Below are 17,946 nucleotides of genomic sequence, written 5' to 3' on the forward strand. Positions count from 1 at the left end.
AAAAGCGGTTCGGAGCTGCATTAATGAATGGTTTTGGTCATAATCTGACCTGATTTAAACGAATCGAAATCCAGCGCGGCCACATCCGATTGGAATGCTTCAAACTGCGCGTCGCTCATATTTTTCACGGGTAAGCGAAATTTACCACAATCCATGCCCACCACCTTCATATAAGCCTTACCCACCGAAATTCCACCGTATTTGCCCAGCAAACGGATCATATCAATCGATTGCTGCTGCAATGCTCCTGCTTTAATAATGTCATTTTGTTCAAAAGCTTCTATTAGTTCATAGTATAGCGGCGCTGCATAATTGAATGTGCTGCCTACCGCCCCGTTTGCACCGACAGCCAGGGCAGAAAGCATATTTTCATCACGTCCCCAAAGCATATCGTATTTGCCATTCAAGAAATTCAGGCATGATTGAAAATCCATGAAATCCTCGTGCGTATACTTGATCCCGGCGAAGTTCGGAAGCCGCCCATCGATGGCTTTCAGCAGATCAAACATAGGGAAACCGACGCCGGTGAGCACCGGAATGTGGTAATAATAAAAAGGCATTTGGGGCACCGTTTCGGCAACGGCGATGATGCATTCGGCCAGCATTTCAACATTCGCCGGTTTAAAATAAAACGGACTCGTGAATGAAACCGCATCCAAACCGATCTGCTCGGCATGTTTTGCCAGTTCAATGCAATCGGCAATGCAGGTCCCGCCCAGCAAAGGCATAATGGTGAAATCCTGATCTGCTTTGGCACAACCTGCCCACGCCTCGGCCACCTGCTTTTTCTCCGAAACCGTCAGCGAAACGCCTTCGCCCGTGGAACCGCAAATGAATGCGCCGGTCACGCCATTTTGTTTCAAAAATTGATAATACGCCGGGATCAGATCCAGGTTAAGGCTGCCGTCGGCCTGCATGGGTGTAAACGGAGCGGCAATGAGGCCTTTCAAATGTAAATTCATAATATAATGTTGATAATCTGATGCTTAATTAGGTCTTGCGGTTTGGTAGCCCGGCGTTTGTGCCACGAGCGGATCATTGGTCCAGATGTTAGCCTCGATCGGCCATAAAATCCGGTAAGCTTGTGTGGCTTTGTCGAGCAGGCCGAAAGGATGACTTGCACTTTTAAATATAAGTGGTTCAGCGCCATACTTCATCCTGCGGAGGTCATACCAGCGCTTTCCTTCGTGCACAAACTCCTTGGTACGCTCTTCAAAAATCGCCAGTTCATTGGCGTCTTTTCCTGCGTTTTTAAATGGTTTCGGGTCCTTTGCAGGTGCAAAAGCGCGGTCGCGCACGGGCTGGATGAATGCAGTTGGATCGCCGCCTTCGGCGTTGGTAATCTCAGCAAGCATCAGCAAGCGGTCTGCCTCGCGATACACCGGCCAGTCATCCGAAAAGTAGCGTTTGTTGGCATCGATCGTTCCAGGAATTTCACCAGCGCGGTGTTTTTAATGGTTGTTACAAAAGGCTTCACGTCCGTGTTGACTTTATAAAAATCATAAAATGTGGCATTCCGCCGCGTGTCGGCCACATCGTAAGATTGGAACAGCTCAAAAGTGTACGCATAGCGCTGGATCACCTGCATGGAATTGGGCGCAGCCAATGTCAAAGGATCAACCAGAAAATTGCCGACTCCTGCGCTGACCGTTGAATCCTTGTAATGCAGGCCGTTGAAATTAAATGTGGAATAAGTATAAGCCGCCACATTACCCATTTCAGCCTCACCTACCCGGAAGCGGATGGCGAAAATCATCTCAGCATTATTTTTTTGATTATAGGCAAAAACGTTGGCGAAACTGGGAAGTAACGCGCTGCCCGTCACTGCATTCAAAGCCGTTTTGGCTTCTGCGAGATCGGCTGTTGCATTATACACCTTGGCCGACCATAGGAAAACTTCTCCTTTGAGCATTAAAGCCGCATTCGGTGACCATTGACTTTTGTCCGTAGCCGCAGCCTGCGCGCCAAATAACGAGATGGATTTGTTCACGTCCGCCTTGATCGCCGCCAGCACATCCGCCACTGCAGCACGCGCTTTTCTGAGCAAAACCGCATCCGTTGTGCCATTCAAAACATCGGCTTCGAGCACCAGCGGCACGCCGCCATAAGTCCGCAGCAAGTGAAAATAATAGTAAGCACGCATCGCATAAGCTTGCCCCAAGAGATAATTTTTGCGCGTTTCAGAAAGGAAAGTGATCGCTTCTACTTTCTGGATAAATAGATTTAGCTGCAAAATCGGGCCGTAAAATCCTGCCCAGTTGCTCACGCCGGAAGATGTTTCTTCCAAACGCTGCTCGATCACCGGAAGCTCGTTCAACGAGGTGGCCTGACGGTCGACGGTGCTGTAAGTGCCGCCGCGCATTTCGCCCAGGCGCAGAAACTGAAACTGGTTATCCCGGAATTGCTTGTGCAAACCCACCATGAAGTTGCTGACCTGCGATTCGTTTTGCCAAAAGTTGCTGTCCCCGAAATAATCCTGCGGCGCAAGTTCAAGCGCATCCTGGCAGGCGCTGCCCAGCACCGAAAGCAGTGCCCAGCAAATGTAATATCTGATCTTTTTCATCATGTCAAAAAGTGAAGTTGGCTCCAAGAATAAGGGTTGTAGGAATAGTATAAGCGCTGTTTTGCGAGCCGGTGCGCTCGGGCAGGCTCAGCATTTTGTTGGTAACATAGCCCAGGTTCTGGCCGGTGGCCGTGAATGTTAATCCCGCAATTTTTGCACGCTGCAAAAGTGAAGAAGGAACGGTGTAGCTCAATGAAATTTCGCGGATTGCGAGGTAAGACGAGTTGACCCAAAACATGCTGCTAGGGCGGTCGAAATTCTTGGAATTCAACTGATCTGCCCAGGTGTAGCGCGGATATTTCGCATTAGGATTCTCCGGCGTCCAGGTGTCTTTTACCAGTTCGGTTGCATTGAATTCTCCCTGAAAACTGCCCAGTGCCCACATTTGCTGGAAGTCCATTTGTTTGTGACCCAAGGCAAAATCCATCCGGGCGAAAAGAGAGAGGTTTTTCCAGCGAACGGTCGTGTTGAAACCTCCCGTCCATCTTGGAATTGTGCGGCCAAGCGAAACCATATCTCTGGTGTCGATGGTGTCGTTCTGATCAAGATCCTTCCACATCATATCGCCCAGTTGAGTTGAAATGTATGTGGCCCTGTTCAGGTTTTTGGAATTGATCAATGCATTGCTTGCTACCCGTTTTCCGGCGGATGCGCCATATTGCACTTCGCCAGCGGCGATGTCTATCTTATTGTATTTGTCAAGATCTTCGCCCGTGCGGATGATGCCATCGCTCACGTAACCAAAGATTTCGCCTGGCTCCTGCCCTTCCTGCAAACCGCCAGCCCAGATCACATTACCCGACCTCGGATCATACACGCGCTGGCCGCCCTGACGGTTATTTTCATTGCCGTTGAACGGCAGTTTCAGGACCTTGTTCTTGTTCCAGGCCGCATTAGCCCCGATCTGCACCGTAAAATCCTGCTTTTGAACTGCTTTAAAAACACCTTCCAATTCCACCCCGCGGTTGCGCATGCTTCCGTTGTTGGTGCGAACGCTGGCCACACCTGCGGACGTCGGCAACAATACGCTGGCGATTTTGTCCGTGGTTACGCGGTTGTAGACGGCAATGTTCGTGGTGATGCGGTTATTGAAAAATCCCATTTCCACGCCTGCTTCCACCGTGTTGCTCTTCTCCCATTTCAGGTTTGGATTGGCTACGCCGGTTTGCAAAAAGCCGATGCTGCCGTTGTAAGGAATTTGCGAACCATATGACCCTTGCAGTTCATAAACGCCGATCCCATTGTTTGTGCCAATGCCAATGTTCCCGTTCTTGCCATAACTCGCGCGGAGTTTCAGGAAAGAAAGCCACTGCTGTGTAGAAGCCATAAATTCCTCTTTATGCACCAGCCAACCTGCCGAGAATGCAGGGAAAGTACCAAACTGGTTGTTGCCGATGAGCCGCGAATAGCCGTCACGCCTTACTGTAAACGAAGCCAGATATTTGCCGTCGTAATCGTAGTTCAATCTTGCAAAACCAGACATAATGCGCTCCTGCGTGTGGTAGGAATCAACGCTGCGCGTGTTTGCGTCATTGATCGTCAGGCCCAGGTCCTGAAAATCGTCTGTGGGTGCCAGACGGCCTGCTGCACTGAAACCACGGGTGGCTTCATCGTAATATTCGAATCCGGCCATGGCATCGATGTAATTTTTGCCAAAAGATTTTTTGTAATTTAAAATGGCATTGTAAGTCTGGCGAATGGTGCGGTCGAAACCGGCAGATGATGCCCTGTCGCGGTTCCAGCCTGTATTCGGATTCGCCGGGTTCATAATTCCAATCCGATAATCACGGTTGAAAGATTCACTTTCGGCCTCGTCATACATTAAAATCCCGCCGATCCGCAGAAACAAATCATCACTGAAATCGACTTTGAATGCCTGCCCGAGCGTGAATTTGTCCGACTGATTTCTTCTTTTATACTTGTCAATGTTCAGACTTGGATTCCCGTCACTGGCATCCCGGCCCAGGATCAAGTCGCCGTTCGCATTCGTGCCGCGCATGGTTGGCGGCGCAGAAAGCATCCTTCCCCAGTAATTCGCTTCACCGTTTTGCAACGACTGATCGCGCCAGTTGGCTCTTGCAAAAGCAAGGCTGCTTTCGGATTTCAACCAGCTTTTGATCTTATAATCACCATTCAATGTGAAGGTTAATCGGCGATAGAATGTCCCGAGCGAAAGTCCGTCTTCATTATAGTAGCCCAAATTGGCATAGTAACCGCCCTTTTCATTCCCGCCATTCATCCCAATGTTATAATCCTGGGAAATAGCAGGCGATTTGAATGCATAATCACCGTAGTTAAAATCTTTGTAAATCAGATCCGCATTCGTGCCGTTCGGATCGTAAGCGCCTGCTTCATTGGTTTTGATGGGATCTTTCATCGTTTTCCAGCCGTCATTTGCACTAAGCAATTCGCGGTTCTGGTCGGTGAGGCGCATGGTGCTCCATATGGCGCGGGAATCATAATTTCCGTCCAGAATGGCTCCATTCGCATCTTTATATAAGTTTCCTGTTCCGCGCGGACCAACGCCGCTGAGCAAAGATGAAGTTGTCACACCGTTTTTGATGGCTTCCACCACGCCCATCCGCGTCCATTTAATGTAGTCTTCCGCATTGAGATAATCATAAGGAACATTCAGAAAATTGATTCCCGTTTTGGATTTGAATGTAATGGAAGAAGAGCCGGCTTTCCCTCTTTTGGAAGTGATCAAGACCACCCCGTTACTCGCACGCGCCCCGTAAATGGCTGTGGCAGAAGCATCTTTTAACACTTCCATACTTTCAATGTCGTCCGGGTTAATGTCGCTTAACGAACCGCGGACCTGGCCATCCACCACGATGAGCGGACTTCCGCTGCCGTCGAAGTTGGTGCCGCCGCGCAATGTAATGCTGGCAACCGAGCCCGGGCGGCCTGTTGAAGTGGCAACCCTTACGCCTGCGATGGTTCCCGCCAGAGCCTGCGCCGGGTTCGAGCGCATTCCCGTTTCCAGGACTTTGGAATCTAGCTTGGCAATAGACGAGGTTATCTTGGTCCGGCTTGCGGAGCCATAACCGGTTACCACGACCTCATTTAATGAAGAAACATCCGGTTTTAGAAAAATATCGAGCTTTTCAGAAACACCGACGGGCACTTCCTGCATCACATAGCCAACCATTCTGAATTGTATCACATCACCGCCGCTCACCTGGATCGAGTAATCACCGTCCACCGAAGTTTCCGTAGCAATGCTTTTTCCTTTGAGCAAAACCGTGACGTTGGGAAGCGGCTGCTTGTCGTCTTCGGATATCACCTTGCCGGTGAGCAACCTGCCCGACTGCGCTTGCAAAGCCACCGCAAGGAACACGCCTGCGAGACTGAGAAGCACATTTAAGCGCGTAATGTTGAATTTCATAAAAGGTTAAGTTTTAGGATTTGTATTATGTATGACATAATAAAGGTAAAGGGACCAGCGTCTTGATTCCAAGCTTCTTGTGAAAATTATTTTTTATGATGTTAAATTGATAATAAAAAAATCACTTGCAGATTGAAGGAAAACCACCACTTTTGTCAGACATAATACGCAATACGCATCAATGGACGACATTTTTCAGAGCATTAAGACGATTGACACAAGCTCACTGGTAGACAAGGTGGAGAGTAATCTCATCGCATTATTTATTGAAAAGAATTTCAAAGTGGGCGAATCCATTCCGAAAGAACTGGAACTCGCGCAGTCGCTTGGGGTTAGCCGGACGGTGGTTCGGGAGGCAATGTTACGCCTGCGCCTGATGGGTTTAGTGGAATCCAAAAAGCACCGGGGCGCGGTAATCACAAGTCCGGATCTGGTTTCGATTCTTGAAAAAAGCATGAACCCGAAAATCCTGGATGACAATACATTAAGGGAGATTTTCGAAATGCGCCTTTCGCTGGAAATCGGAATGGCCGATTTTATCATGGAGCGCGTTACGCCGGAAGACATTGCGGCATTAAAAGTCCTCGTCGAAAACGAGCCGTCAGCTTCCGACCGGATGCTTTTTCAGATCGAGCATGAGATCGCGTTTCATGGCAAGCTCTATGAAATCACACGTAATGAGACGATGAAGAAATTCCAGCGGATGCTTTTACCTGTGTTTGATTATGTGCACAAAAGTGGGTTGTTGCGCAAATATTCGGCAAACGCGAGCTTTGTCTCCCATAAAGGCCTTGTTGACATTATAGAAACCGGCAACTCGGAGCAGTTGCGCAATGCCATGCGAAGCCATTTGGAAAACCACTTTGCGAGACTTTTTGAATAACAAACCTGACCTCCTCATGAAACTGCATATCCTGCTGCTAGTCATTTTTCTTCAATTTTGGTCAAAAGAAGTCTTCGCTCAAAAACAAATCGCCATCACTATTGACGACTTGCCAACAATTAGCAGGACCATGAATACCAATGCGTTAAGAGCTGAGCTGACAGATCAGCTTTTGGGTCATTTGAAACAACATAAAGTCCAGGCGACAGGGTATGTCATCGGGGAAAAACTTGTCAAAGACGGAAAAGTTATTCCCGCTCAATATCGGTTGCTAAGAAAATGGCTGAAAGCCGGCCATTCACTTGGTAATCATACTTTCGGACATCTAGGCATCAACGATATTTCGGCAGCCGCCTATGAAGCGGATGTGCTCGGAGCCGATACACTGCTTCGGGGTTTCCTCCAAAGAGAAGGCGCTGAACTCAAATATTTCCGGCACCCCTATCTACACAGAGGAAATACGGTTGCGAAACGGGATTCGCTGGAAATGATACTGGCCAAACACAAATACATCCAGGCTCCGGTAACGGTCGATAACGAAGAATACATTTTTGCCGCTGCCTTTGACAAGGCGATGGGAAGCAAAAACCAGCCACTTGCCGATTCGATATCGAAGACATATGTCAACTATATGATGGATTATGTCCATTACTACGAAGCCCAGGCCGACTCGCTGTTTCACCGGCCCATTCCGCACATTCTGCTTATGCACGCTAACTTGCTCAATAGCAAGGCACTTGGCCAGTTGCTTTCCAGACTGGAAGCGGATGGTTATCAGTTTGTCACGATTCAAAAAGCGCTGGAAGATCCTTGTTACCTCACGGAAGATCAATATATCGGAAAGAGGGGCATCTCATGGATCCACCGCTGGGCTCTTACCCAAGGAAAGAATGGGGCATTCTTCAAAGGCGAGCCGACAGTTCCAAAATATATCTCCGATCTGATGCAATAGCAATTTGTCTGCAAAGTAGAAATAGCTGGAAAACCCGTCTCTAAATATGTTAGGCGATAAAAGCATCTAAAATTGCCATGCATGCCTGGGGCAAGCAACATTTTAATTTCAACCAAGAACGGGTTAGTCTGCAAACGGGGACGATATTTCCTTTCCAATAATGAGTTTATCAGTCCAGATCTCGTTTACAATCGTGTTCCCAACGGCATTTGTATAATGTATGGGATCTTCGAAGTTGACGTGATTACTGGTAATATCATTGAGGTAATCAAAGTCGTAAACTCTTGCACTCAACCCAGCCATGATCTGCTTAAACTTCGCCTCTTCTTTTTGCAGACCAAAATCGACTAACCTTTTGTGAAAGTCTCTGTGATGGGGAACAATAATGAAAATCACATCTATCTTATTAGCCTTTGTGAATTTGTCGAAGTTTAAGAGCTGGGAATATAATTTATCCGGAAATGCATACTTACCATACCAGTGGCTGGCCTTTGTATTGACACTCCAATCCCAGAACTCTTTTCTGGACATAGGCGGAGCGAAGTCGGGCCTCTTGTCGGTAACGGTGTGTTTTACAGTGGAATAGGCTGCTTCCGCAACGTCTTTATTATACACATACATGAACGGGTTATCCAGCATTCGTTGCACACCTTCTACCCTATTTTCATGACCAAATTTGTTGAACATATTAAAGTTAATTCCGATCACAACCCGTTTGATCGGCGTTTTTGAATTTGCAAAATAAAAGAGATCAAATATTTCATTTAGTTTCGCTCCATTTATGTTGAGCTTTTTGTATTTCCGTTTTGAAATCTCCTCAATTCGGTCCAATGGAATGTTATAAGTTCTGGAATCACCAAAGATGACATTTTCGGAAGGTTCATTCACATAATCGATTGTACGGTAAATGAGCGTATTCAAACTTTCAGCCTCTTTTTTAGCTGTTCTATGGAAAACCTCAAACCCAAAATAATTGAATGGGTCAATGATTGCGATTAAAATACCCCAGATAAATAAGGGCAAAAGCAATAAAAAAGAATTTGGTTAAGAATTTTTTCATTTGCTGATCATTAGAATTGGAAATAGATAAAGTTACCTGCCGGGTTTTTTGTGGCGCTAAAAACGATCGCTATCAAGAAGAAATAATAGGCTGCCCATCTCATTTTAGAATTTGAATAGACAATTGTCCGTAACTTATCATTTGCCATCACATATTCCATTATCAGAAATACGCCAAGAAAGAAAACAGAAGTAACAAGATCTTCCTGCTTCAATCCTACACCCCGGAACTTCAATGACATAGCCATCGGATCAGTATAATCTCTGATATCCGAAAACATGTGTGTAATGATGTAAATAGCGTCGCTTAGATTATTGCTTCGGAAAAAAATCCATGCGAATGCAACAAATACAAAGGTCACGATCATGCGCATCGCATTTACGAACACACTCGCCCTATCTGCTTTTTGAATATTGAACGTCTTTTCGACGATCAGACCGAGTCCGTGTACGAAACCCCAGATTACATACGTCCAGTTAGCACCGTGCCATAAACCGCTCATTGTGAAAGTAATGAGAAGATTCCTGTTCGCGTTGAAGGTGGATGTGCGGCTCCCACCCAGCGGGATATAGAGATAATCCCTGAACCAGGTTGACAAGGAGATATGCCACCTGCGCCAGAACTCAGTGAGTGATCTTGAAAAATACGGCGAAGCAAAATTAGGTCGCATATCGAAACCCAATAGTCTTGCTGTACCGATTGCGATATCAGAATATCCGGAAAAATCACAATAGATCTGGAATGTAAAAAATATCGTTGCCACAACCATTGGAAAGCCCGTGTACGCTTCGGGATTATTGTAAACTGTATCAACTAAAATCGCAGAGACTGTCAGGCAATAACTATTTTTTTAAAGAATCCTTTTAAAATAAGCCGCCCCCCACTTGCTGCAACTGCATAGTCGAATTTTCTCTTTTGAAAAAACTGAGGTAACAAATGTTCCGCCCGCTCGATCGGCCCGGCTACAAGCTGTGGAAAAAAGGAAACGAAGGCGAAAAAATTCAGGATATTATGAGAAGGTTCGAGCTTTTTCTTATAAATATCAATTGTGTAGCTGAGCGACTGAAAAGTATAAAAGCTGATGCCGACCGGAAGAATAATGTGAAGCGTATATACATTAATAGGCATATTCATTTCAGTCAGCATCCCAATAAAGCTATCAATAAAGAAGTTGAAGTATTTAAAGAAACCCAGAAAGCAAAGATTAAATACTATGCTCACCATCACGAGTCGCTTTCTGAGGACAGGATTTTCTGTTTTCCATATCTGATTTCCCAGAAAGTAATCGATAGAAGAACTGGTAAATATCAGTAATAGAAATCTCCAATCCCACCAGCCATAAAAGAAATAGCTTACAATAAGCAGAAAAGCATTTTGAGCTTTAATGTGCCGGTTCAATACAAACCAGTACAAGACGAATACAATTGTGAAAAACACAATGAACTCGATTGAATTGAATAGCATAATTGAAATTGATAGAAGGAACGTTTAAGATCTTGTGCTTACTTAGTACTCATTTTTAAACGGCATTCAAATATTCGAGGGTTGAGTTGTCCTCGGTTGTGGTGTTTCGTTGAGGTTTTTAACTACCAGGAACAGCATTCTTGATACCCGAATCTAGATAAAAAAGAGTAAGCCGAATAGAAATTTGGGACGATCTCCCGATAATTAGGGGTAACACCAGAAAATTCGGTGGAAAACAAACAGAGCCACCTGACGATCCAGGTAGCTCTGTTTCACTTTGAAAAAAACATCTTGTACTGCTCATTTTGAGCATATTCTGTTCAGTACGGCATCCCGATGTTGGCTGTCACATAGGCGTACGACTTGGTTTCAACCAGGGCGCCACCATTCAGTTTGAACTGCTTCCGTTGGGCCACGTAGCCATCAGCGTCCAGATCGTAGGTGAAATAGTCGCCACCGAGTGAACCCTCCTTAGTTACCAGCGTGACAAGATGCTTGCTTGGCTTACCGAAAATCCGCAGGTAAGGGTCATGTTCGTTCACTCCTATCACGTTCAACGGATATTTATCGTTCATGATCGGGTCGCCCCCTGCCGGACTGTAGTTGAAATTTGTTGCGAAAGTATTTTCAAATCCCATTATTGCCTTCGCCGAGATCATGTCTCCATCAGAATTGTAGCTATACCCGAATCCACCATTGCAACTGTTTTTGTTCTGGTAATTCCACAACTCACCCTTGGCGTTATAGGCATATTTCCACTCTCTTGTGAGATGAAGAGTGCCATTGTTGTTGACAACTGTAATCGCTTCGACCGATTCGGTGCAGCGGCCGCTGGCATCCAGCATAAAGGTTTCATCCCGGAGCTTGATCTTTCCCTGATGCGTAAACGCTCTGATCTTACCGGGGCTGTAGGTGTAATCGGTCTCGATAGCCAGACCACCACGTGCGGGGGTGATCACGTTCAGGAGTCGGCCATCGTTGTCGTAAGACAGGGTTGCCTGACCATGTTTAGTGAGCTTGTGCACCTGGGGAAAGTTGGGTGAACCAATCTCACTTCCGATCCGCGCTGCAGATGCTGAGGCTGCGTCAGAAGGCATGGGGTCCACAGCGCTATCTTTCTGGCAGGCAAATGAGCCAATCGCTAAGGCAAGGAAAAGGGTACTTTTGAAAAAATGTGTTTTGTTTAACATGGCTTTGTTAGTTTAAAAAATTATTATTCACTTCTCATTTTCGCCTACTCTGTTTCAGGTTTTCGGCGCTCCCTGCTTTTCTATGATACAAATGTGAGGCGAGTCTGGGAAGGCGGCAAAAGTTTTGCCCTGAGCGGCTGTAATCGGGGCATTGAACCGTAGGTCAATGGCGATGAGTCGTTTGTGTGATTCCTCCACGACTGGTTCATGATGAAGACTCTGATTCGTTTGGCGGTCAATTGGATGAGGAATTTCCGACCGACTTGACAGCCACCAGGACATAGCCTGCCAGGCCGGCGAGGAATCCGATTCCGAAGTTTTTCATAAGATTAATTTTAGTTTAGACGAGGCGAGTTGGTGATAATTGTGTGGCGGGGAATCAGGCTTTCATCTGACTTATTAAATAGGTTGAGACGGCGATCCCGGTACATTCTATACGTAAGGGCAACTTGTCACCGGTTATCTCCTTTTGTGCTGTTGTTATTGTCCCTGCCGAGCACCCTGCAAATGCGAGAAAAAAACGGCAAATAGTAAAATGCTGAACGCACTTATAAAACATCCGCCCCCACCTCACTCCTGCGCCAGCATCTGATGGGCCAAGCCATCGTAGCAGGCTTCCCAAGCCTCTCCGACCGTCTCGTTCCAGTCGTTGCCCAGCCCTACTTCCAGCGTCCAGAGCAGGGCGGCTTTCACGTCTTCATAATGAGAGGGCTGCACACCATAGCCTTTGTGGCTCCGGCCCAAGGCGGCAATTTCCGGCCCCAGGTTATCGGGCAGGTCGATGCGGGCAACAATTAGACTGAGCATGTCGAAGAATTTGTGGTACTGCTCATCCATTGGCCCTTTGAAAAGCGGGCGTAGAAAAGGATATTTGATAAAAAGCCGTCCGTAAAACACATCGCCAAGCACAATAGGGCTTATTTCGCGCAGCAATTTCCAGGATTGCTTGACGAGTCGGACTTGTTGTTGGGTCATTGGAACTGGCATAGCGGGTGTTAATAGATGATTGTATAGTAAAGTAAGCGGAAGTCGAGTCTTAAACCCAGTATTTTTGCACGAATCGTTAATTTTAAGCAATAAGTCGTTTTCAGGCGGCTTTAAAGGCGACTCTTATGCAGAGGCATTACGACTGGAAGCTGGTTACGCGTCATTAATGGTTTGTTTTCGACGGCTCATACCCAAAAATGTGCAGAATTCTACTGAAAATGAAAGATTTACAAGTACATTCAATTTCCTTTTCCAGCCTCGATCATGAATGCTCTGATTATTGAAGATGAAAAATTGGTAGCGCAGGAACTGGCGGCCAGCATTGCAGAAGTCGATGCAACTATTAACCTGGTTGGCACCGTCGGTAGTGTAAAAACGGCGTTGACCTGGTTTTCCGAGCACGCCGAACCAGATGTGATATTTGCCGATATTCAGTTGGCCGACGGCGTTAGCTTCACCATTTTCAGTAAATACCAGATTTCGTGTCCGGTCATCTTCACAACCGCCTACAACGAATATGCCATTCAGGCATTTAAGGTTAATGGCATTGATTATCTGCTTAAGCCAGTCGACCATGACGAACTGAAACAGGCGATTGGTAAAGCCCGTAAGTTCGCTAAGCCAGTGGCACATGCCGGGCTCGACGTGCAAAAACTACTGGATGCACTGAACCTGCCTTCGCCTTTCAAACCGACATTTAAAGAGCATTTCCTGGGCAGTGCCCGCAATAGCTGGGTGCCCATTAAAATCAGTGAAATCGCGTATTTCGTCCGCGATCAGTTGATCTTTTTGGTGACCAACACCGGCGAACGTTACATTCTGGATTATGACTCGCTCGACGAGATCGAACAGTTGCTCGACCCGTCCATATTTTATCGCGCCAGCCGGCAGTGCATCATTCATATCAATGCCGTACAAACACTGAAAGGGTTGGCCAACCTCAAATTGCAACTCGTCCTGAAGGCACCCAATAAATCGTTTGCCATCGACATTAGCCGGGATAAAGCACCCACCTTCCGGAAATGGCTGGAAAAATGAGTGCCTATATTCCCAGATATGCGTTTTGGCTGCTTTGCCTGCTGATTGGTCTGGGCAGTCGCTCGGCGGCTCAGGAACTATCCCCACGCTTTGAATTTGGACATATTCGGGAGCAGGATAGGCTTTCGTCCTCCAAAATCCATTCCCTGTTTCAGGATAAGGAGGGATACTTGTGGATTGCTACCAACACGGGCCTGAACCGCTTCGACGGCACACATTTTATCCAGTTCCGTCACCAGCGCAATAACCCTCAATCGCTGCTCAACAATCAGGTGTATGCCATCTGCGAGGATAAGCAGGGCCGTATCTGGGCAGCATTCGAAAACGGTGTCAGTCGCTACGATAAAGCAACAGGAGTGTTTGAGCACCATCACTACTGTCGGGAATAAGGCATTGGGCATTTGCAAAAATATTCGCTGTGACCGGGCGGGAAACATTTGGTTCACCAGCCGTAATCTGGGCCTGTTCGGCTACACCACTAAAACTGGGGCGGTTCAATACTACCCTGCCTACGCGTCTGACAGCACCGGAGGCGTGCGTACGCTGCCCAACGGGTTGGTGGAGGACCCATACCGGGCGGGTTTTTGGATGGCGGAAGCACATGGCTTGCGCTACTTCGATACGGTCCGGCGACAGTTTACCACCCACAGTAATAATCCCAAACATAGTCCGGTGCTGAACCCTAATGATGTGTCTGCCCTGGCCGTGGATGGGAATCACCTGCTGATCGCCGACCATACAGACAGTTGCATTGTAGTATATGATCTGCGCAGCCAGCGGATATTGAAGCGGATCAAACCCCAGACCGCGCAGGACCGGGCTCGGTTTTTCGTAGCCACTATTTTCGTGGACCGGCGGCACAACCTCTGGGTGGGTACATGGGGGGCCCAAACGTTTTATATCGACTCACAAACAAGCCGGGTAACGCCACTTAACCATGCCAAATCCGAACCCACATCGCTTGGTGCCGATTTTATCTTATCTGGCTGGCAGCAATCCGACGGAACCGTCTGGCTGGGCACGACCAATGGCCTTGCCTACACCAATCCAGAAAGAACATTATACGATGTATATGACCTGGAAGCATTATTTCCAGCCCTGACGGATGAGCGGGGCATCATCTCATTCGCAGAAGGCCCGGACGGGTCGTGGTGGCTGGGCACATCTATACGGGGACTGCTGCACTACGTACCAGCTACTAACCAGCTTGATGTCTATCGACTGCCTAACAAAACAAGTCAATATCCTTGGGGAATGCCTGTTACGAGTATAGAACAGCACGACAATGAGCTGCTAATAGGATCTGCAAAAGTAATTTATAGCTTTAATACGCTGACGCACCAATTCAAGACGATCGCGTTGCCCTCAGCGGCGAAGTTGATTGAGCTACGAACATTTCGGCTTATTGGTAATCAGTATTGGGCCTTTGGTGATGGCAAACAGGCGTTCGCCTACGACCTGGACCGGCAGGAATGGAAAACTTACCCAATCCGGTCGACTAATACTGATCCCAGATTTCTGGTACGTCAAACCCTGCTCGACAGGCGGGGCAACTTGTGGCTGGATATTTTTCCCGAAGGGTTTGCGCGGTTCTCTCAGCAGCAAAAAGAGTTTATTGTGACCGATACGCACCAGGCTGATTACGAAAATACGCTGAACTCAGTAGCCGAAGACCGGGACGGGTCCTTTTTGATGGCAACAGATATGAATGGGTTGGTAACCTACGACCCGGTGCGCCGTCGGGATACCATCCGGGCGGAAAATGATGCCATGACGCTGAGTCAAAGCGCAGCTGCCCGACCCGACCGGTTCGGTAATACCTGGGTGGCTAACCAGAATCTGATTTCGGTGATTAAAGCGGGCGAAAAACAACAGGTTCTCAACTTCCGGATACCTATCAATGAGTACACGACCGGGTACAGCACATGGCTGTTCCCGATGCGGAATGGCCACCTGTTGTCGGGCCAGAAAGGTCATCTGGTCGAGTTTAAGCCCGAAAATCTGCGCCCTGTCCGCCGACCTGAACCTGTGCTGCTCAACCGGCTCCGACTGAATGATACCACCCTGATGCTGCACGGCCGAATGTCCCCCATACGGCTTAAACCCGACGATAACTCATTTATGATCGAGTTCAGTACACTGGCGGTTTCGGTAAATCAACAGTACCGGTATAAACTGGAAGGCTACGACGATGACTGGAAAGACTCAGGTAACCAAAACAATGCTGTTTACACCAAACTACCTGGCGGGGACTATATTTTCAGGGTTGAAGCCATAGCGGGCGACTTGCGAAGCCGGGAAACCGCACTGCGCATTCATGTAGATACGGCTTTTTACAACACCCGCTGGTTTAAGGCCCTGCTGGTGGCTATCTTCCTGGTTTTACTGTACAGCTTATATCGGTATCGGCTCCGGCAATCGGCAAGGCTGCATCACTTTCAAATCCAGATGACTAGGCTCGAACGCGACAAGGCCGAAATCCAGTATCACAACCTGATCAACCACCTCAATCCTCACTTTCTGTTCAACAGCCTGACCTCACTGAACAGCCTCATTCTTACCAAACCCAAAGAAGCATCAACATTTCTGCGGAAACTGTCGGTGATTTACCGTTATATTCTGCAAAACAAAGACTCGGAACTCGTCACCCTTCGAGGCCGAGCTTGCGTTTGCTCAAAACTACATTGACCTGCAAACCACCCGGTTCGGCGACGGTCTGCGCATCAGCATTGACGTTACCCCAGAGTCATTGACCCGGCAGATTGTACCCGTAACCCTGCAAAATCTGCTTGAGAATGCCATCAAGCACAACATTGTCAGCGACGAGTCTCCCCTGACGATCCTGATTCATGCCAAAAACGATACGCTTTTCGTGGAAAACAGCTTACAGCGGAAGAGCTTCGTTGAAACGTCAAACAAGCAGGGATTGAACAGCCTGAAATCACTGTACCATTATCTAAGCCCGCGCGAAGTCAGCGTGGACGAAACGGCTACTGAGTTCAGGGTTTCGGTGCCGTTGCTTTAATTTTTCAGAGCCAACTTACCTGTACACGCGGCTGTACACCTTTTATATACGGTGGAATACAAACCGTTACGTTTTGTACCCTCCAATTTATTGCCCTCGCTTATTTTACAATTTAAGTTTGCATCGTCTTGCGGAACACGATTTACTGATCCGGAAAGGGACCATTTATCTCTTATCATTCATTTATTAGTCACGAAAAAATCAATTACAAAAAAACATTCTTCAACTTTTAGCAGGGCTTTGCTAGCCGGTGTCACTCGATTCGATTTACACACGACTCAGGTCCAGATTACTACGCTTCGTGCAGTTAAACTTTCCATCACAAAAGCAGCGCCATACTTTTGAAGAAGCTCCCAAAGCGACGCTAACCAAGGTAAGTGACACAGGCAAACACTTTCCAAGGGTTACGTCCACACACTACCGTTCGTTAAAACCAGCTGCGGTTATCCCTGTTAGTCATGAAAATTAAGTTTACCAAGTATCGTCTGGCCTTGACAATTAATGGCAGAAATTTAAAAAAAAAGCTTCTCTTACTATGAAAGTTTTAATAAAATGCTCGGTTCTGATGACTGTCGTTCTTACTTCCTGCAACCAAACGGGCATCAATGTTCCGTTTGGTCCACTGGATGGGCAGGCTACAAATTTGCAGGAAAGTGTCATGCAGGCCAGCCCGACTGATTGTCAGGCGATAAAGCAAAACCAAGAGGATCATCTGGAATGGCAGCAAACCCAAACCGAGACTGTGCCTGTAAAAACGAACCAGTTCAGGGTAGTCCTGTAACCCGCTGGTTCATTCCACATCATTTACTCGTAAAAATTTAGTGAGTTTCATGTTTCAAACAATATTTTATTCTTATTCATTAATTTAAACAAACAATTATGACTCGAATTTTTTTTACTAACATTATTTGTGTGCTGGTCTTATTTATTGTCAGCTTTTCATGTACAGACCACAATATTCCAAATGAAAATATTAACCCTGTAATTGAAACTGAACAGGCAGAGTATAGGCCTAATGGTGAAATGGTATTTAAGGTTAACTTTACAGAACTCGGGACTAAAAAGATATTAGACTATGGGATATCTTATGAGCATTATGATGGAGCAACACCACCAGATGATGATCTACGTGCTGATAAACTCGACCGCCCACTTGAAGTATTTAACAGTCCAGCGCTTCTTGGAGTATCCACACAGATTCATCCAAAATTTAAAAATGTACCCCAAAATATTTATTACAGGGCATTTGTAGTTGTAGAAGAAAAAGACGGTACTGTTTATTTTGGATATGGAGAGCGAAAAGAATATCACATTCCGACATTCTGATACATTTCAAAGGCATTAACTACTTCATGAACGGAAGTTGTTAATGCCTTTTCAAATACTAAATCACTTT

The 17,946-nt window shown here is 46.8% G+C and carries 17 protein-coding genes; 8 read left to right on the forward strand and 9 right to left on the reverse strand.

Translation table 11 applies throughout. The features are described from left to right. Positions 1-20: 20 nt before the first annotated feature. The 4 genes from AC0IYG_RS21760 to AC0IYG_RS21775 are packed head-to-tail and all read right to left on the reverse strand — an operon-like array spanning position 21 to position 5,951. The gene (locus AC0IYG_RS21760; RefSeq protein ID WP_471713179.1) at positions 21-962 is read right to left on the reverse strand and encodes a dihydrodipicolinate synthase family protein; all 942 of its coding nucleotides are present in this window, start codon (positions 960-962) and stop codon (positions 21-23) included. Positions 963-986: 24 nt separating this feature from the next. Next, the gene (locus AC0IYG_RS21765; protein WP_471713180.1) at positions 987-1,355 is read right to left on the reverse strand and encodes a RagB/SusD family nutrient uptake outer membrane protein; all 369 of its coding nucleotides are present in this window, start codon (positions 1,353-1,355) and stop codon (positions 987-989) included. Next, positions 1,355-2,590: a RagB/SusD family nutrient uptake outer membrane protein gene (locus AC0IYG_RS21770; RefSeq protein ID WP_471713181.1), complete on the reverse strand. Its 1,236-nt coding sequence runs from the start codon at positions 2,588-2,590 to the stop codon at positions 1,355-1,357. Before AC0IYG_RS21770 ends, AC0IYG_RS21765 begins: the two co-directional genes overlap by 1 nt. After that, positions 2,568-5,951 carry a SusC/RagA family TonB-linked outer membrane protein gene (locus AC0IYG_RS21775; RefSeq protein WP_471713182.1) on the reverse strand — a complete coding sequence of 1,128 codons (3,384 nt, stop codon included), beginning with the start codon at positions 5,949-5,951 and terminating at the stop codon, positions 2,568-2,570. Before AC0IYG_RS21775 ends, AC0IYG_RS21770 begins: the two co-directional genes overlap by 23 nt. 181 nt (positions 5,952-6,132) lie before the next feature. Here AC0IYG_RS21775 and AC0IYG_RS21780 point away from each other — a divergent pair, with 181 nt between their 5' ends. Next, positions 6,133-6,834, forward strand: coding sequence for a FadR/GntR family transcriptional regulator (locus AC0IYG_RS21780; RefSeq protein WP_471713183.1), 702 nt, complete (start codon positions 6,133-6,135; stop codon positions 6,832-6,834). A 16-nt stretch (positions 6,835-6,850) separates the two neighbouring features. Then, the gene (locus AC0IYG_RS21785; protein ID WP_471713184.1) at positions 6,851-7,786 is read left to right on the forward strand and encodes a polysaccharide deacetylase family protein; all 936 of its coding nucleotides are present in this window, start codon (positions 6,851-6,853) and stop codon (positions 7,784-7,786) included. 123 nt (positions 7,787-7,909) lie between these two features. On the opposite strand, the gene AC0IYG_RS21790 is transcribed toward AC0IYG_RS21785, so the two are convergent. The 5 genes from AC0IYG_RS21790 to AC0IYG_RS21810 all read right to left on the reverse strand — a co-directional run bounded on the left by AC0IYG_RS21790 (position 7,910) and on the right by AC0IYG_RS21810 (position 12,475). Continuing rightward, complete coding sequence (locus AC0IYG_RS21790; protein WP_471713185.1) at positions 7,910-8,809, reverse strand: hypothetical protein; 900 nt, start codon at positions 8,807-8,809, stop codon at positions 7,910-7,912. A 47-nt stretch (positions 8,810-8,856) separates the two neighbouring features. Continuing rightward, on the reverse strand, positions 8,857-9,609 hold the full coding sequence (locus AC0IYG_RS21795) for an MBOAT family O-acyltransferase (RefSeq protein WP_471713186.1): 753 nt from the start codon (positions 9,607-9,609) through the stop codon (positions 8,857-8,859). A 68-nt stretch (positions 9,610-9,677) separates the two neighbouring features. Then, positions 9,678-10,310: an MBOAT family O-acyltransferase gene (locus AC0IYG_RS21800; RefSeq protein ID WP_471713187.1), complete on the reverse strand. Its 633-nt coding sequence runs from the start codon at positions 10,308-10,310 to the stop codon at positions 9,678-9,680. A gap of 320 nt (positions 10,311-10,630) precedes the next feature. Continuing rightward, positions 10,631-11,500, reverse strand: coding sequence for a hypothetical protein (locus tag AC0IYG_RS21805; protein WP_471713188.1), 870 nt, complete (start codon positions 11,498-11,500; stop codon positions 10,631-10,633). Between the two features lie 570 nt (positions 11,501-12,070). After that, positions 12,071-12,475, reverse strand: coding sequence for a globin domain-containing protein (locus AC0IYG_RS21810; protein WP_471713189.1), 405 nt, complete (start codon positions 12,473-12,475; stop codon positions 12,071-12,073). Between the two features lie 276 nt (positions 12,476-12,751). Between AC0IYG_RS21810 and AC0IYG_RS21815 the strand changes: the two genes are divergently transcribed. From AC0IYG_RS21815 to AC0IYG_RS21840, 6 genes are all read left to right on the forward strand, one after another. After that, positions 12,752-13,525, forward strand: coding sequence for a LytR/AlgR family response regulator transcription factor (locus AC0IYG_RS21815; protein ID WP_471713190.1), 774 nt, complete (start codon positions 12,752-12,754; stop codon positions 13,523-13,525). Then, positions 13,510-13,914: a ligand-binding sensor domain-containing protein gene (locus AC0IYG_RS21820; protein ID WP_471713191.1), complete on the forward strand. Its 405-nt coding sequence runs from the start codon at positions 13,510-13,512 to the stop codon at positions 13,912-13,914. Before AC0IYG_RS21815 ends, AC0IYG_RS21820 begins: the two co-directional genes overlap by 16 nt. Next, positions 13,886-16,213, forward strand: coding sequence for a ligand-binding sensor domain-containing protein (locus AC0IYG_RS21825; protein WP_471713192.1), 2,328 nt, complete (start codon positions 13,886-13,888; stop codon positions 16,211-16,213). Before AC0IYG_RS21820 ends, AC0IYG_RS21825 begins: the two co-directional genes overlap by 29 nt. A 61-nt stretch (positions 16,214-16,274) precedes the next feature. Continuing rightward, the gene (locus AC0IYG_RS21830; RefSeq protein WP_471713194.1) at positions 16,275-16,550 is read left to right on the forward strand and encodes a hypothetical protein; all 276 of its coding nucleotides are present in this window, start codon (positions 16,275-16,277) and stop codon (positions 16,548-16,550) included. Between the two features lie 535 nt (positions 16,551-17,085). Further along, complete coding sequence (locus tag AC0IYG_RS21835) at positions 17,086-17,331, forward strand: hypothetical protein (protein WP_471713195.1); 246 nt, start codon at positions 17,086-17,088, stop codon at positions 17,329-17,331. Positions 17,332-17,429: 98 nt separating this feature from the next. Further along, entirely contained in the window at positions 17,430-17,876 is a 447-nt protein-coding gene (locus tag AC0IYG_RS21840) for a hypothetical protein (protein ID WP_471713196.1), read from the forward strand. Positions 17,877-17,946: the final 70 nt, after the last annotated feature.

The organism is Dyadobacter sp. AC419, from assembly GCF_979253085.1.

Excerpts from the sequence above, each read along its gene's own strand:
- AC0IYG_RS21760 (WP_471713179.1), bottom strand. The coding sequence starts at position 962 with ATGAATTTACATTTGAAAGGCCTCATTGCCGCTCCGTTTACACCCATG.
- AC0IYG_RS21765 (WP_471713180.1), bottom strand. The coding sequence starts at position 1,355 with ATGCTTGCTGAGATTACCAACGCCGAAGGCGGCGATCCAACTGCATTC.
- AC0IYG_RS21775 (WP_471713182.1), bottom strand. The coding sequence starts at position 5,951 with ATGAAATTCAACATTACGCGCTTAAATGTGCTTCTCAGTCTCGCAGGC.
- AC0IYG_RS21780 (WP_471713183.1), top strand. The coding sequence starts at position 6,133 with ATGGACGACATTTTTCAGAGCATTAAGACGATTGACACAAGCTCACTG.
- AC0IYG_RS21785 (WP_471713184.1), top strand. The coding sequence starts at position 6,851 with ATGAAACTGCATATCCTGCTGCTAGTCATTTTTCTTCAATTTTGGTCA.
- AC0IYG_RS21800 (WP_471713187.1), bottom strand. The coding sequence starts at position 10,310 with ATGCTATTCAATTCAATCGAGTTCATTGTGTTTTTCACAATTGTATTC.
- AC0IYG_RS21805 (WP_471713188.1), bottom strand. The coding sequence starts at position 11,500 with ATGTTAAACAAAACACATTTTTTCAAAAGTACCCTTTTCCTTGCCTTA.
- AC0IYG_RS21810 (WP_471713189.1), bottom strand. The coding sequence starts at position 12,475 with ATGACCCAACAACAAGTCCGACTCGTCAAGCAATCCTGGAAATTGCTG.
- AC0IYG_RS21815 (WP_471713190.1), top strand. The coding sequence starts at position 12,752 with ATGAATGCTCTGATTATTGAAGATGAAAAATTGGTAGCGCAGGAACTG.
- AC0IYG_RS21820 (WP_471713191.1), top strand. The coding sequence starts at position 13,510 with ATGGCTGGAAAAATGAGTGCCTATATTCCCAGATATGCGTTTTGGCTG.
- AC0IYG_RS21835 (WP_471713195.1), top strand. The coding sequence starts at position 17,086 with ATGAAAGTTTTAATAAAATGCTCGGTTCTGATGACTGTCGTTCTTACT.
- AC0IYG_RS21840 (WP_471713196.1), top strand. The coding sequence starts at position 17,430 with ATGACTCGAATTTTTTTTACTAACATTATTTGTGTGCTGGTCTTATTT.